General features: G+C 70.4%; 11 protein-coding genes. 2 read left to right on the plus strand and 9 right to left on the minus strand.

The annotated features are described in order from the left end of the window. Complete coding sequence (locus VFZ70_05315) at nucleotides 1–1,119, plus strand: branched-chain amino acid ABC transporter permease (GenBank protein HEX6255212.1); 1,119 nt, start codon at nucleotides 1–3, stop codon at nucleotides 1,117–1,119. Nucleotides 1,120–1,177: 58 nt separating this feature from the next. Continuing rightward, nucleotides 1,178–2,542 (plus strand): ABC transporter substrate-binding protein, encoded by a 1,365-nt coding sequence (locus VFZ70_05320; GenBank protein ID HEX6255213.1) that lies wholly within the window; start codon nucleotides 1,178–1,180, stop codon nucleotides 2,540–2,542. A 73-nt stretch (nucleotides 2,543–2,615) separates the two neighbouring features. Here VFZ70_05320 and paaK read toward each other — a convergent pair whose 3' ends face one another. From paaK to paaA, 9 genes are all read right to left on the minus strand, one after another. Beyond that, nucleotides 2,616–3,923 carry a phenylacetate--CoA ligase PaaK gene (paaK, locus tag VFZ70_05325; GenBank protein ID HEX6255214.1) on the minus strand — a complete coding sequence of 436 codons (1,308 nt, stop codon included), beginning with the start codon at nucleotides 3,921–3,923 and terminating at the stop codon, nucleotides 2,616–2,618. Between the two features lie 194 nt (nucleotides 3,924–4,117). Then, nucleotides 4,118–4,273 (minus strand): hypothetical protein, encoded by a 156-nt coding sequence (locus tag VFZ70_05330; GenBank protein ID HEX6255215.1) that lies wholly within the window; start codon nucleotides 4,271–4,273, stop codon nucleotides 4,118–4,120. Nucleotides 4,274–4,553: 280 nt separating this feature from the next. After that, nucleotides 4,554–8,060, minus strand: coding sequence for an indolepyruvate ferredoxin oxidoreductase family protein (locus VFZ70_05335; protein ID HEX6255216.1), 3,507 nt, complete (start codon nucleotides 8,058–8,060; stop codon nucleotides 4,554–4,556). Further along, nucleotides 8,057–10,231, minus strand: coding sequence for a phenylacetic acid degradation bifunctional protein PaaZ (gene paaZ / locus VFZ70_05340; protein ID HEX6255217.1), 2,175 nt, complete (start codon nucleotides 10,229–10,231; stop codon nucleotides 8,057–8,059). The genes VFZ70_05335 and paaZ overlap by 4 nt, the downstream gene beginning before the upstream one ends. Nucleotides 10,232–10,283: 52 nt before the next feature. Continuing rightward, nucleotides 10,284–11,372, minus strand: coding sequence for a 1,2-phenylacetyl-CoA epoxidase subunit PaaE (paaE, locus tag VFZ70_05345; GenBank protein HEX6255218.1), 1,089 nt, complete (start codon nucleotides 11,370–11,372; stop codon nucleotides 10,284–10,286). Continuing rightward, nucleotides 11,373–11,960 carry a 1,2-phenylacetyl-CoA epoxidase subunit PaaD gene (gene paaD, locus VFZ70_05350; GenBank protein ID HEX6255219.1) on the minus strand — a complete coding sequence of 196 codons (588 nt, stop codon included), beginning with the start codon at nucleotides 11,958–11,960 and terminating at the stop codon, nucleotides 11,373–11,375. Beyond that, complete coding sequence (paaC, locus tag VFZ70_05355) at nucleotides 11,960–12,850, minus strand: 1,2-phenylacetyl-CoA epoxidase subunit PaaC (protein HEX6255220.1); 891 nt, start codon at nucleotides 12,848–12,850, stop codon at nucleotides 11,960–11,962. Before paaC ends, paaD begins: the two co-directional genes overlap by 1 nt. Before the next feature lie 105 nt (nucleotides 12,851–12,955). Beyond that, entirely contained in the window at nucleotides 12,956–13,222 is a 267-nt protein-coding gene (gene paaB / locus VFZ70_05360) for a 1,2-phenylacetyl-CoA epoxidase subunit PaaB (protein HEX6255221.1), read from the minus strand. 122 nt (nucleotides 13,223–13,344) lie between these two features. Beyond that, a complete protein-coding gene (gene paaA / locus VFZ70_05365; GenBank protein ID HEX6255222.1) occupies nucleotides 13,345–14,313 on the minus strand; it encodes a 1,2-phenylacetyl-CoA epoxidase subunit PaaA in 969 nt (322 codons plus the stop codon). Nucleotides 14,314–14,341: the final 28 nt, after the last annotated feature.

A 14,341-nucleotide genomic window follows, 5' to 3' on the forward strand; every position in this document is an offset into this window, starting at 1 on the left:
ATGTCGGTCGCACCCGCCCTCCGTGGCCGGCCGGAGCTGTTCATCAGCTACGAGCGCGACATGGCGCTGCTCAACACGCCGGCCAAGCGCCGGGGCACCGTCGCACTGCTGGCGGTGGCGGTCGTGCTGCCGATGCTGCTCGCCGATGACGTGCTGCTGTTGTTCGCGTCGGGCTTCGCGCTGGCCGTCGGCGCCATCGGCCTGAACCTGGTGACCGGATACGCCGGACAGGTCTCGCTGGGCCACGCGTTCTTCCTGGGGCTCGGGGCCTATACCGCCGCGGTGATCGGCGGCGAGGCGGGACGCACGATCGGCCTGGGGCTGCCGATGGTGGTGTGGCTGCCGGCGGCCGGGCTGGTCACGGCGTTCGCGGGGGCGCTCGTGGCGCCGCTCGCGCTGCGCCTGCGCGGCCTGTACCTGGCGATCATGACACTCGGGCTGGTGTTCCTCGGCGAGCACCTGTTCAAGGAGATGCGCAACGTGACCGGCGGCGTCGGCGTCGGACGCGCGGCCGCGCCGATCGAGCTGTTCGGCGTGTCGTTCACGCGCACCGGCGAGGTGTTCACCGGCGACCAGAAGGCGTACTGGTTCATGCTGGTGATGCTCATCGTGTTCGGCGTGTGCGCCCGCAACCTGGCGCGTTCCGCCGTGGGCCGCGCGTTCGCGGCCGTGCGCGACCGTGACGTCGCCGCCGCCGTGATCGGCGTCTCGCTGACTCGTCAGAAGGTGCTGGCGTTCGTCATCTCGTCGTTCTACGCCGGGGTCTGCGGCGCGTTGTACTACGGCCTGATCGGGTTCATCGAACCCGGGTCGTTCAACCTGCTGCTGTCGGTGCAGTTCGTCGCGATGATCCTGATCGGTGGCGTCGCGACGATCTCCGGCTCGATCGCCGGGGCGCTCTTCATCGCACTGCTGCCCCGGTTCACGCAGGAACTGCCCCGCTACTTCGACTTCATCTCGGCACGCGCGACCGGCGGCGGACTGCTCACGGTCTTCGACATCGAGGCGATCCTGTACGGCCTGCTCGTCATCGGGTTCCTCATCTTCGAGCCCCGAGGCCTGTTCGGGATCTGGGTGCGCATCAGGAATTACTGGAAGCAGTGGCCCTTCTCCTACTAGAACTGTCGTGACGGTCCGGCGCACGTCGGTTCGTCGGGAGCCAAGGAAAGGATCTGACGTGAGGCGGCGCAGCCTGCGGGTGTTGGCGGTACTGGTCATGTGTGTGCTGATCGCGACGGGTTGTCGGGGCGCTGCCGACACCGCCGACTCCGACGACGCGGCGGGTGGCGATGCCGCGGCCAGCCCCGAGGCCGGCGGCAGCGAGGAGGCAGCGACCGGCGAGCTGACGTTCGCCGAGGGCGTGACCGAGGAGCCCTGTCCCGACGAGGTCGCGGTCAACCCGGACAACGGCTGCATCTACCTGGGCGTCATCAGTGACTTCACCGGCACGTTCGCCGGCCTCGGTGCGCCGATCGCCGAGGCGGTCGGGGCGTTCTGGAACCGCGTGAACGAGCAGGGCGGCATTGGCGGGTTCGACGTCGACGCCGTGACCTACGTCCGCGACAACAACTACAACCCGGAGACCCACAACGAGGTCTACCAGGAGATCAAACCCGAGATCCTGGCGCTCGCGATGTCACTGGGATCGCCGACGACCGCGGCGATCTACGACGACCTCGAGGCCAGCAGCATCGTGACGGTGCCGGCGGGCTGGACGTCGAACTACGTGTTCCAGGACCTCGTGCTCGAGTACGGCACGAGCTACTGCGTCGAGTCGATGAACGCCGTGTCGTGGGCGACCGAGAACGTCGTCGACGATCCGCAGACGATCATGGCGGTCCACTACCCCGGTGACTACGGGGCTGACGCCGCGTACGGGGCACAGGTCGCCGCCGACGACCTGGGCGCCGAGTTCGTCGCCGTCGAGACCGAGCCCGGGCAGGACAACCAGGCGGGCGCCATCGACGCGATCGTGTCGCAGAACCCGGACCTGGTCGTCGTCACGACCGGCCCGACCGACGTCGCAACGATCATCGGCCAGGCCGCGGCACAGGGCTACCAGGGCCAGTACGTGGGCACCAGCCCGACGTGGAACCCGGGCCTCAAGGACACGCCCGCGTTCGAGGCGATGACGCAGCAGTACCACCAGTCGCGTCCGGCCGAGACCTACGAGGAGGGTGAGGGCCCCGGGTTCGACGCCGTCCGCGAGGTGTTCGGCGACGACGGTGACGACGGCATACTGACCGGTTGGACACCGCAGTACGCGGTCAAGGCCGCGATCGAAGCTGCCATCGACAACGGCGACCTGACCCGGGAGGGTCTGCTCGAGGCCGCCACCAGCCTGGAGGCCGTGGACTACGAGGGCATGCAGCCGGAGGGGTCGGGCAACTTCGCCGCCGGCGAGGCCTTCCCGCGCGAGATCATCATGGCCCAGCCAGACGCCGAGGCCTCGTCGGGCGTCACCGCGGTCACCGACTACATCAGCAGCGACGTCGCCGAGGGGTTCGAGTTCGGCGACCAGCCCTGCTGGCAGCAGCTGTAGCTCGCACGGTCCCGAGACGGTTGGGCGGTGCCGTGTGGCCCGCCCGGCCGTCGGTGGACATCGACGCGCCGCCTCAGGAGGTGCGCGTGTCGATGATGCGCCTGGCCTTGCCGACCGACCGGTCTATCCCGCCGGGGTCGACGACCTCGATGGTGACGGTCACGCCGACGCGGTCCCGGATGCGGTCACGCAGGCGGGTGGCGGCGTGCGTTCCGGCGTCTCCGCCGAGGTGTCCCTCGCGGCGCTCGATGCGGACGGTCAGCTCGTCGAGCCGCTCGGGGCGGCTCAGCACGCACTCGAAGTGCGGGGCGAACCCGCGAACGTCGAGCAGTAGCTCCTCGATCTGGGTGGGGAACACGTTGACGCCACGGACGATCATCATGTCGTCACTGCGGCCCGTGACCTTCTCCATGCGCCGCATCGTGCGCGCGGTGCCCGGCAGCAGTCGCGTCAGGTCGCGGGTGCGGTAGCGGATCACCGGCATCGCCTGCTTGGTCAGCGACGTGAAGACCAGTTCGCCCTCGTGCCCGTCGGGCAGCACCTCGCCGCTCTCGGGATCGATGATCTCCGGATAGAAGTGGTCCTCCCACACGTGCAGGCCGTCCTTGGTCTCCACGCACTCCTGTGAGACGCCTGGGCCGACGACCTCCGACAGCCCGTAGATGTCGACGGCGTGCATGTTGGTGGCGGCTTCGACCTCCGCCCGCATCGCGTCGGTCCACGGCTCGGCACCGAGGATGCCCACCTGCAGCGACGTCGACGCGGGGTCGACGCCCTGGCGCCGCATCTCGTCGATCAGCGAGAGCATGTACGAGGGCGTGACGAGGATGATGTCGGGTCCGAAGTCGGCGATCAGCTGCACCTGACGCTCGGTCTGGCCGCCGGACACAGGCACGACCGTGCAGCCGAGGCGCTCCGCACCGTAGTGCGCCCCGAGGCCACCGGTGAACAGGCCGTAGCCGTACGCCACGTGGGCGATCATGCCGGGACGGCCGCCTGCGGCCCGGATGCTGCGGGCCATCACGTCCGCCCACATGTCGACGTCGTCGCGTGTGTAGCCGACGACCGTGGGACGACCGGTCGTGCCGGACGACGCGTGGATGCGCACGACCTGCTCGCGCGGCACGGCGAACATGCCGTACGGGTACGCGTCACGCAGGTCGTCCTTGGTCGTGAACGGGAAGCCTGCGAGATCCGACAGGTCCGTCAGGTCGTCCGGGGCGACGCCCGCGGCGTCGAACGCGTGGCGGTAGTGGCCGACGTTGTCGTACGCGTGGCGCAGGCTCCACCGCAACCGGTCGAGCTGCAGGCTGCGCAGTTCGTCGACCGACGCGGTCTCGATCGGCTCCAGCGACGCGGGGTCTGGGGTCAGGTCACGCACGGCGGCTCCTCGTCTCGCAGCATTGCTTCTCGTCCGGCGGAGTCGGTCGCGTGTTCGTGGAAGCAGGCTCCGCGACGTTCTACCTCGCCACCACCACGCGCACGTCACGAGGGGCGGCCCGGGTCTCCGAGCCGCCTCTCGCGCGCGTCGTTCGGCTATGGCGTGCCGAGCAGGTAGTCCCATGACCCTACCCATCACCGTCGCCCGCTCCTCGGGCTCGTGATCGCCTCGAGCCCGAACCCGAAGGTCACTGTGTCCTCGGTGATGACCGAGGCCGCCTGCGGGTCGAGCAGTGCCGCTGCGATCTGCCAGTTGCCGGCGTTCTCCGGACTGCCGGCGGGCGACCCCACGATGGTCCAGGCGCCGGCGCCGGACTCGAACCCATTCTCGTCGACGATGTTGCCATCGACGGGTGTCGTCGACGAAGGCGCCGAAGCCGCTCCAGTGCCGGCTGCAGACCAAGGTAGAAGCCCGCCTCGCACTGGGCCGGGACAGCCGACGTCGAGTTGCCCGCCACGTCGGGCAACGTCGTCCAGTTGTCCTAAGCCGGTGCGTGGCCCACCCCTGCGCGAGCGACGCACCGCCGAACGCGACGGATCTCGCACGGAGGTGAAGGCTTCGCCGCAGATCTCAGGTGTGGTCCGGCGCGCCGAGGTCGCGCTCGAGGTCGTCCACCGCAGCCGCCAACTGCTGGCGGTACGCCGCAGCGCGGCGCAGCTTGAGCTCCTCGAAGCCGCGGACCATGTCGGGCAGTTCGGCGATGGCGATCGCGGACTCGACGTTGCCAGTGGTCAGCACGCGGGCGACGCGCATGATCGCGTCGGCATACTCGACCGGCAGGGCGCGCTCGAGCCGACGCATGCGGGTACGTCCGAACGGGTCGAAGCGGGTGCCACGAAGCCGCTTGCCGGCCCCGAGCGCCGCGAACAGCGGTGCGGTACGGCCATCGAACCGCAACTTGCGGTCCACGCCGAGCGCCTTGAGCATCGGCGGGTGCAGGTGCCAGCTGATCGCGGCGTCCGGGCGTCCGGCGACGCGCTGCGCCTCGGCGAGCCCGTCGTCCGACAGCATGAGCCTGGCCACCTCGTACTCGTCCTTGTACGCCAGCAGCTTGTGATGGCCGCGTGCCACGGCGACCGAGAACCGCTGGTCGTCCAGGCCCACACGTCGCTCCGAGTTGCGCGCGACCTCCACGAGATCGAGGAACCGCGCGGCGTAGACCGCGTTCTGGTACCCGACCAGGTCGGCGGCGAGCATGGACACGGCCTCGGTGGCCGCGTCGTCGAGGCCGAGCCCGATCACCCGGGCCCGTAGCCGGCGGGGCAGCGCCACGGTGCGCACCTGCGGCGCGCCGTCCGCGCGGGATCCCGCGATGCGCTCCACCGCGCGCGGATCGGCGACCCAACGCCGACCCCACTCGAACGCCGCCTTGTTCGCCTCGACCGCAACCCCGTTGAGCTCGATCGCCCGCTCGACGGCTGCGGGCGGCACCGGCACCACGCCCTGCTGCACCGCGACACCGAGCAGCAGGATGTTCGCCGCGGCCGCGGCACCGGTCAGGCTGTCGGCGAGCGTGGCCGCGTCGAGCGCCGTGTAGCGGTCGTCATCGCCCCGGCCCGTGAGCCGCGCGGCGAGCCGCTCCGGCGTCGGATAGGGCGTCTCGGGTTTGCCGATCATCGCACCCGTCGGCGTCTCGCGCGTGGCGGCCACCACGACGGTGCGACCGGACGCGCCGGCCGCAACCACGCCGTCGGCGGCGGCGACCAACTGGTCGAACGCGATGATCACATCGGCCTGGCCTGTGCCGATGGCGTTGGACCTCCGGGACGTGCCGCGCGAGAACGTCAGGTCGCTGATCACGGGGCCCGCCTTCTGCGACAGGCCGGTCTGGTCGACACCGTCGACCGACCAACCGGCCAGCATGGCGGCGGTGCCGAGCACCTGGGCGGCCGTGACCACACCGGTGCCACCGATGCCCGCCAGGCGGACGGCGACGCTGTCGGCATCGGACGACGCCGGATCGTCGACCGGCACCTGCGTGGGATCGGGATGCCGGTCGCGCGGTTCTGCGGCGGGATCGACCGCGACGGTCATGAACGCCGGGCAGTCGCCCTTCAGGCACGACCAGTCGAAGTTGCAGCTCAATTGATCGATGCGTGTCTTGCGACCGAGGGGGGTGTCCAGTGGCTGCACCGACAGGCAGTTGCTGACGTCGCCGCAATCGCCGCAGCCCTCGCAGATCCGATGGTTGATGACAACGCGCGTGTCGGGCGTCTCGACCCGTCCCCGTCGCCGCGCGCGTCGCAACTCGGCCGCGCACTCCTGGTCGTGGATGAGCACCGTCACACCCGGCCGCGCCGCCAGGTGCTGCTGCGCCTCGACGATGCGCGTGCGGTCCCACACCTGGACGCCGTCCGGCAGCCCGCTGCGGTCGTAGCGGTCGGCATCGTCGGTCGTGATCAGGACTTCGGTGACGCCGTGACCCAACAGCACCCGCGCCAGGTCCGGCACGCCGATGCTGTGGGTCGCGTCCTGACCGCCGGTCATCGCGACCGTGTCGTTGTAGAGGATCTTGAAGGTCATGTGGACGCCGGCACCGACCGCGGCCTGGATGGCCAGCTGTCCCGAGTGGAAGAAGGTGCCGTCGCCGACGTTCTGAAAGATGTGGCCGGTGTTGACGAACGGCTCCATGCCGATCCACTGGGCACCCTCGTTGCCCATCGCGGTGATGCCGATCGACTCGCCGACGCGATCCTCGTCCATCAGCAACGTCATGCCGTGGCAGCCGGTCCCGGCGCCGACCACCGCGCCGTCGGGGACCTTGACGCCCCAGTTGTGCGGGCAGCCCGAGCAGAAGAACGGGGTCCGCCCGGTCGCGAGCGGCAGCAGTTCGCGCGGTGGCGGAGGCGGGGGGGGCAGCCGGTCGGCCAGCCTGGGCGCGAGCCGTCGGCGCAACGCCGGGGCGATGACGTCGGCGTTGAGGTGCCCGTACGTGGGTAGCAGCCGCGCGCCGTCGGTGTCGTGCTTGCCGAGCACCCGCGGGCGAACGGTCGTGTCGTACAGCGCGTCGCGGATCAGCCGTTCGAGCGTCGGGTTCTTCTCCTCCACGACGACGATCTCGTCGACGTCGCGGGCGAAGTCGGCGATCAGGGCGGTGTCGAACGGGACCGGCAGACGCAGGTGCAGCAGGCGGATGCCGGCGTCGGCGATCGCGTCGAGGTTGTCGAAGCCGAGTCGCCGCAGCGCGTCGAGCACCTGATAATAGGTGTAGCCGGTGGCGACCAGGCCGATCCATGCGTCGGTCGGGTCGGCTGTGACGCGGTTCAGGCCGTTGTCGACGCCGTAGCGGTACGCGAGCGGCCAGCGCACCTCGTGGAACTCCTGCTCGACGGCGACCATGCGGGGCCCGAGGAACTGCGCGGACGGCATCGGCGACCATCGCTCGCCGTCGATCTCGGTCGTGGGGATCGACAGCTCCTGGTCGAGCACGGGCAGGTCCACGCTGCCGGTGCCGTCAGCGATGGGCGTGACGATCTTCAGCGCCGACCACAGCCCCGTCGCCCGCGACATCGCGATGCCGTGCAGGCCGAGCTCGAGGCATTCAGCGATCGTGCCGGGATAGAGGATCGGCATGTGCAGGTCGATCAGCGCGGCATCCGACGATGACGGCATGGTCGACGACTTTGCCGACGGATCGTCGCCGACCAGCGCGAGGGCCCCACCACCGGCGCTCGAGCCGGCGAACCCGCCGTGGCGCAACGCATCGGTCGCCCGGTCCAGTCCCGGCGCCTTGCCGTACCAGATGCCGACCACGCCGTCGTAGGTGGCGTCGGGTCGTGTGGCGACCAGCTGGGAACCCATGACCGCCGTGGCGCCCAGCTCCTCGTTGACCGCGGGCCGGTGCACGACAGGTAGGTCGGGCACCTGACGGATGGCCCGCGCGAGCTCCTGGTCGAACCCACCCAGCGGCGAGCCCGGGTACCCCGACGCCAGTGCCGCGGTGTTGCGCCCGACGGCACGGTCGCGGCGCAGCTGTTCGAACGGGATCCGTGCGAGCGCCTGGATGCCCGTCAGGAACACGCGCCCCTCGGCGCGAACATAACGATCCTCGAGCCGGTAGTCCGACAGATCGGTCATCGCGCAGCACCCCCGCCACTGCGGGGAGACCTGTCAATAGATGCGCCCGACGAACTCCCCAGATCGGCGCCCTTCCCCACAGCCCCGCCACTGCGGGGAGACCTGTCAACAGATGCGCCCGACGAACTCCCCAGATCGGTGGCGACGCCCGCACGGGTCGCGACCGCGGTGATCAGCTCATACGCGGCGACCTCGACGCCGTCGCCGTTCGTGACCTGCGCGTCCCAGCGGACCTCGCCGTACGGCTGGTCCTCACGTGGACTGATGCGTTTGCACGTCAGCGCCACCGCGATCTCGTCGTCCAGATACACGGGCGCCCCGAAGCGCAGCAGGGTCAGGCCCTGGTTGGCCAGCAGCGGTCCCGGGTCGGTGTGGACGAACAGCCCGGCCGCGAACGACAGCACCAGGTATCCGTGCGCCACACGGCGTTCGAAGAACGGATGGTCGGCCAACGCCTTGTCGTCGAGATGCGCGTAGAACTCGTCGCCAGTGAACTCGGCGAAGTGCTCCACGTCCTCGGTGGTGATCACACGCGGATCGCTGACGAAGGTGTCGCCGACGCGCAGGTCCTCCAGACACCGGCTCATCGGATGGTCGTCCGTCACGTTGCGGGACGCGCCCGGCATCCACGTGCCGGTGGCTGCGGTCACCAGATCCGGTGAACCCTGCACCGCCGTGCGCTGCATGAAGTGCAGCACGCTGCGGACGCCGCCGAGCTCCTCTCCCCCGCCGGCGCGTCCGGGACCACCGTGCACCATGTGCGGTAACGGCGACCCGTGGCCCGTCTGCTCGGCGGCACAGTCACGGTCGACCAGGTGCAGCCGTCCGTGATCGGCGGCCACGCCGATCACGATGTCCCGCGCGATGGCCGGGTCATGCGTGAACAGCGACCCGACCAGGCTGCCGTCGCCCATGCGCGCCAGTTCGATGGCCTCGTCGGTGCCGTCATAGGGCAGCACGGCACACACCGGACCGAACGCCTCGATGGTGTGCAACGGGGCAGCGGTCGGGTCGTCCGCGTACAGCACCTGCGGTGCCAGGAACGCGCCGACCTCGGCGTCGACGCCGTGGACGGTCAGCTCGCCGTCCCCGACAACGAGGTCGCCGACCTCGCGCAGCCTGCCGACCGCGCCGCGGACCTCGTCACGTTGTGCCTGGCTCGCCAGCGCACCCATCTCGGTCGCGCGGTCGGCCGGATCACCGATCCGCACGGCGCCCAGGCGATCGCGCAGCGCCTCGGCGACGGCGTCGGCGTGCTCCCGCGGGACGATGACCCGGCGGATGGCCGTGCAGCGCTGACCCGCCTTCGCGGTGATCTCGCTGACCACCTCGTCGATGTACAGGTCGAACTCGGGTGTGCCCGGCTTGGCGTCGGCGCCGAGGACCGCACAGTTCAATGAGTCGCGCTCGGCGTTGAAGCGCACCGCCTTGGCGAGCACCGTCGGATGGGCCGCGAGCTTCGTCGCGGTCGCCGCCGACCCCGTGAACGCGACCATGTCGCGGCCGGTGAGGTGAGCGAACAGGTCGCCGGTCGATCCGCAGATCAACTGCAGCGCGCCCTCGGGCAGGATCTGCGACTCGATGATCCGGCGGACGACGAGCTCGGTCAGGTACGCGGTCTGGCTGGCGGGCTTGACGATCGTCGGAACGCCGGCGACCAGGGCCGGGGCGAGCTTCTCGAGCATCCCCCACACCGGGAAGTTGAAGGCGTTGATCTGCACAGCGACGCCATGCAACGGGGTGTAGACGTGCTGCCCGACGAACGTGCCGTGTCGCGACAGCCGTTCCGGCGGACCGTCGAGGTGGACGTGCGCGTTCGGCAGCTCCTGACGCGCCTTGCTGGAGATCACGCGCATCGTGATGATGCCGCCGTCGACGTCGAAGCCAGCGTCGCGACGTGTCGCGCCGGTCGCCAGCGACAGGGCGTGGAACTCCTCGCGGTGGTCGTTCAGGTGCGCGGCCAGCTGCTTGACCAGCATCGCCCGCTGGTGGAACCTCATGGCCCGCAGCGCCGGCCCGCCGACCTGGCGGCCGTGGTCGAGCATCCCCGCGAAGTCCAGGCCGGTGCTCGAGATGCGCGCGACCGGTTCCCCGGTGACGGCGTTGCGCAGCTCCTTGCCGTCGTCGGGCGCCGTGTGCCACCGCCCCTGTGCGTAGCTGCCGAGCAACATGTGCCCCTCCTGCCTCATGACGTGTGCCTACCGCTGCCGCGACTCGAGGCGCTCATGCGTCGTAGTCGACCGTCAGGTGCTCGGAAACGGGGAGCGACTGACACGTGAGCACGAACCCCTGCGCCAGCTCGTCCTCGTCCAACGCGAAGTTGCGCCGCATGCGCACCACGCCGTCCCGCAGCATCGCCCGGCACGTGCCGCAAACGCCCCCCTTGCACGCGAACGGCAGATCGGAACGCACCCGCTGGGCCGCGTCCAGGATCGGCTGATCGACCGGAAGCGGCACCGTGGTTGCTCGGCCGTCCAGGATGACCGTGGCCTCCGCGACATCGCCGGTGATCTCCGCCTCGACGTGCTCGACCTCGGGGGGCGGCTCGTCCTCGACGTAGAACAGCTCACGGTGGATCCGCTCGATCGGGATCCCGTGCGCCTTCAGCAGGGCGCGGGCGTCGTCGACCATGCCGTGGGGGCCGCACAGCCACCAGTGGTCGACATCCCCGACAGGGACGAACGTGCCGAGCAGCTCCGCCAGCCGATCGGCGTCCATGCGGCCACTGAACAGCTCCGCGTCCCGCGGTTCGCGTGATAGCACGTGGATCAGCTGGAACCGCGCCGGGTGCCGGTCCTTCAGGTCCGACAGCTCGTCGATGAACATCACCGTGTCGGTCCGTCGGTTGCCGTACAGCACCGTCACGTGGTTGCTGGGACCAGCGTCGAGCAGCGAAGCGGCGATCGACAGGATCGGCGTGATGCCCGACCCGGCGGCGATGAGCACGTGGCGACCGGCGGGCCCGTCGAGGTCCGGCACGAACCGGCCCTGCGGTGGCAGCACGTCGACCTCGTCGCCCGCCCGCACCTCGTGGACCAGCCACGGAGACACCGCACCGTCGGGCACCTCGCGGACACCGATGCGCGGCGCGGCGCCGGCCGGCGCACAGATCGAGTACGACCGACGCTCATCGGCGCCGTCAACCTCCCGACGCACGGTCAGCGACTGCCCCGGCCTGAACGCAAACGTCGCCGCCAGATCGTCCGGCACGTCGAACGTGACCGCCACCGCGTCATCGCAGAGAGGCTCGACCTTCGCCACGCGCAGCGGATGGAACCGCGGACGGCTATCGGTCTGCGCCGTCACCGACATCTAGATCTCCTTGATGTGCTCGAAGGGCTCGGCGCATGCGGTGCAACGCCGCAGGGCCTTGCACGCCGTCGAGCTGAACTGGGACACCAGCACGGTGTCAGGCGATCCGCACTGCGGGCAGGCGACGGTCCTGGGTCGGGAGGTCAGCGCGACCAGCACCGGGCCCGCGGCACGCGGCGCCGGCCCCGGCGGAGCGATGCCGTGCTCCGCGAGCGCGCGCCGGCCCGCCGGCGTGATGTCATCGGTCGACCATGGCGGCGACAGCACGGTCCGCACCTCGACGTCCGGGTAGCCAGCGGCATGCAGGCGGCGGGTCAGGTCGGCCTTCATCGCATCCATCGCCGGGCAGCCCGAGTAGGTCGGTGTGATCGACACGATCACCGTGCCGTCGGCTGCGGTGTCCACGTCGCGCAGCACCCCGAGGTCGGCGAGCGTGAGCATCGGCAGCTCGGGGTCGGTGACGGTCTTGGCCACCGCCCGCGGGGTGGGGCGCACATCCCCACCCACCGCTCGCTGACGCTCGCCCTCGCCCGGCAGATCCCCACCCACCGCTCGCTGACGCTCGCCCTCGCCCGGGTCCGCAGCCATCACCAGGTGGCGTCCGGGTGCTGGCGGGCGACGCTCTGCAGTTCGGCGAGCAGGTAGCCCATGGCCTCGGTGTGCGTGCCGTCGCGGCCGGCCCGTCCGGACACCCGTGCCAGCGGCGCGACATCGGGAACCTCCAGGCGCGCCGCGTCCAGGACGGTGGCGATCACGCCGTCGAAGGCGTCGCGGAGCTCGGCGGGATCGACTGCCACTCCCGAGTCGGCGAGCCGGCGCTCCACGTCGTGGGTCTCGAACAGCTCAGCGACCAGCGGCCACACCGCCTCGAGCCCGTCGCGGGCACGGTCGTGCGACAGGCCGGTGCCGTCCCCGAGTCGCACGACCCATCCGGCCGCGTAGTCGCGGTGGTAGCGGAGCTCGTTGACGGCCTTGGCGGCGATGGCGGCGAGCACGTGGTCTGCGGAGTCGGTGAGGCGCTGGCACTGCGAGAGCCGCCACGTCGAGAAGATCAGCAGCCGCGCCATCGTGTGGGCGAAGTCGCCGTTGACGACCTCGGTCAGCTGCACGTTTCGGAACTCGTGCTCGGCGCGGAAGAACGCGAGCGCGTCCTCGTCGCGCCCGCTGCCGTCCGCGTGGCCGGCGCGGGCCAGCAGCATCCGCGCCTGGCCGAGCAGATCGAGCGCGATGTTGGCTAGCGCCAGCTCCGCCTCGAGCTCCGGCGCGTGCGTGACCCACTGCGTCAACCGGTGGGACATGATCAGCGCGTCGTCACCGAGCATGAGGCAATAGGCGGCGAGATCGTCGCCGTCGACGCCATCCGGGACGGACGTGTCGATCCCCGCGAGCGGGTCGTGGAAGCCGGTCCCGAACGCCCAGCGCGCGTCTCCGTCGCTGTCGGTCGAGATCAGTGCCTGGTAGGCGCTCTCGTCAGGCATGTGTGCCTACCGCTCCGCTCCTTGAGGCACGAGCATGTGTGCCTACCGCTCCGCTCCTTGAGGCACGAGCACGTGTGCCCACCGCTCCGCTCCATGAGGCACGCATCACATGTGCGGGACGTCGTCGGGCAGCTCGTAGAACGTCGGGTGGCGATAGACCTTGTCCCCGGCCGGGTCGAACAGCGGCCCCTTGCGGTCCGGATCGGACGCCGTGATGTCGGCGGCCCGCACGACCCAGATGCTCACGCCCTCGTTGCGCCGGGTGTACACGTCACGCGCGTTGAGGATCGCCATCTGCGCGTCGGCCGCGTGCAGCGAACCGACGTGCACGTGGTTCAGGCCCCGCTTGCCGCGCACGAACACCTCGTACAACGGCCACGACGAGTCGGGCGCGTGGTCGAGGTCGCCGGTGGGAACGCCGGTCGTCGGGACGGCGCCGTGCCCGCCCTCGGCGATGAAGCCGCCCGGCTCGGACGCGTCGCGCTCGCCATCGGTCATGCCGGCGCCTCCGCGGTCCGCTCGGCGTGCTTGGCGGCCCACGCAATCGCCGCCTCACGCACCCACCGGCCGTCCTCGTGCGCCCGCCGGCGGGTGCCCAGGCGCTCCGCGTTGCACGGGCCGTTTCCGCTGACCACGCGCTTGAACTCGTCCCAGTCGATCTCACCGAAGTCGTAGTGCCCGCGGTCAGCGTTCCAGCGCAGCTCCGGGTCGGGAAGCGTGACGCCCAGGATCTCCGCCTGGGGCACCGTCATGTCGATGAACCGCTGGCGCACCTCGTCGTTGGTGTCGCGCTTGATCCCCCACGCCAGCGACTGCGCCGTGTTCGGCGACTTGTCGTCGGGTGGGCCGAACATCATGAGCGAGGGCCACCAGAAGCGGTCGACCGACTCCCGCACCATCGCGCGCTGCTCGTCGGTGCCGGACATCATCGCGAGCAGCAGTTCGTAGCCCTGCCGCTGGTGGAACGACTCCTCCTTGCAGATGCGGACCATGCCGCGCCCGTACGGGCCGTACGAACTGCGACACAGCGGCACCTGGTTGCAGATCGCCGCACCGTCGACCAGCCAGCCGATCGTTCCGACGTCGGCGAAGGTCAGCGTCGGGTAGTTGAAGATCGACGAGTACTTCTGCTGGGCGTCGATCAGCCGTTGCGTCAAAGTGCCCCGGTCGACGCCGAGGGTCTCGGCCGCCGAGTAGAGGTACATCCCGTGACCCGCCTCGTCCTGGACCTTGGCGAGCAGGATGGCCTTGCGTCGCAGGCTGGGCGCGCGGGTCAGCCAGTTGCCCTCCGGCTGCATGCCGATGATCTCGGAGTGGGCGTGCTGCGCGATCTGACGGATCAGCGTCCGACGGTACCCCTCGGGCATCCAGTCGCGCGGCTCGATGCGCCGCTCGTGGGCGATGTGGTCCTCGAAGACCGCCTCGAGCGCACTGTCCTCGGTGTGCGGGTCGACAGTCGTCATCTCGCTCCCCTCGCGTCTTCCCGGCGGC

Source organism: Euzebyales bacterium, from assembly GCA_036374135.1.
GTDB lineage: Bacteria > Actinomycetota > Nitriliruptoria > Euzebyales > JAHELV01 > JAHELV01.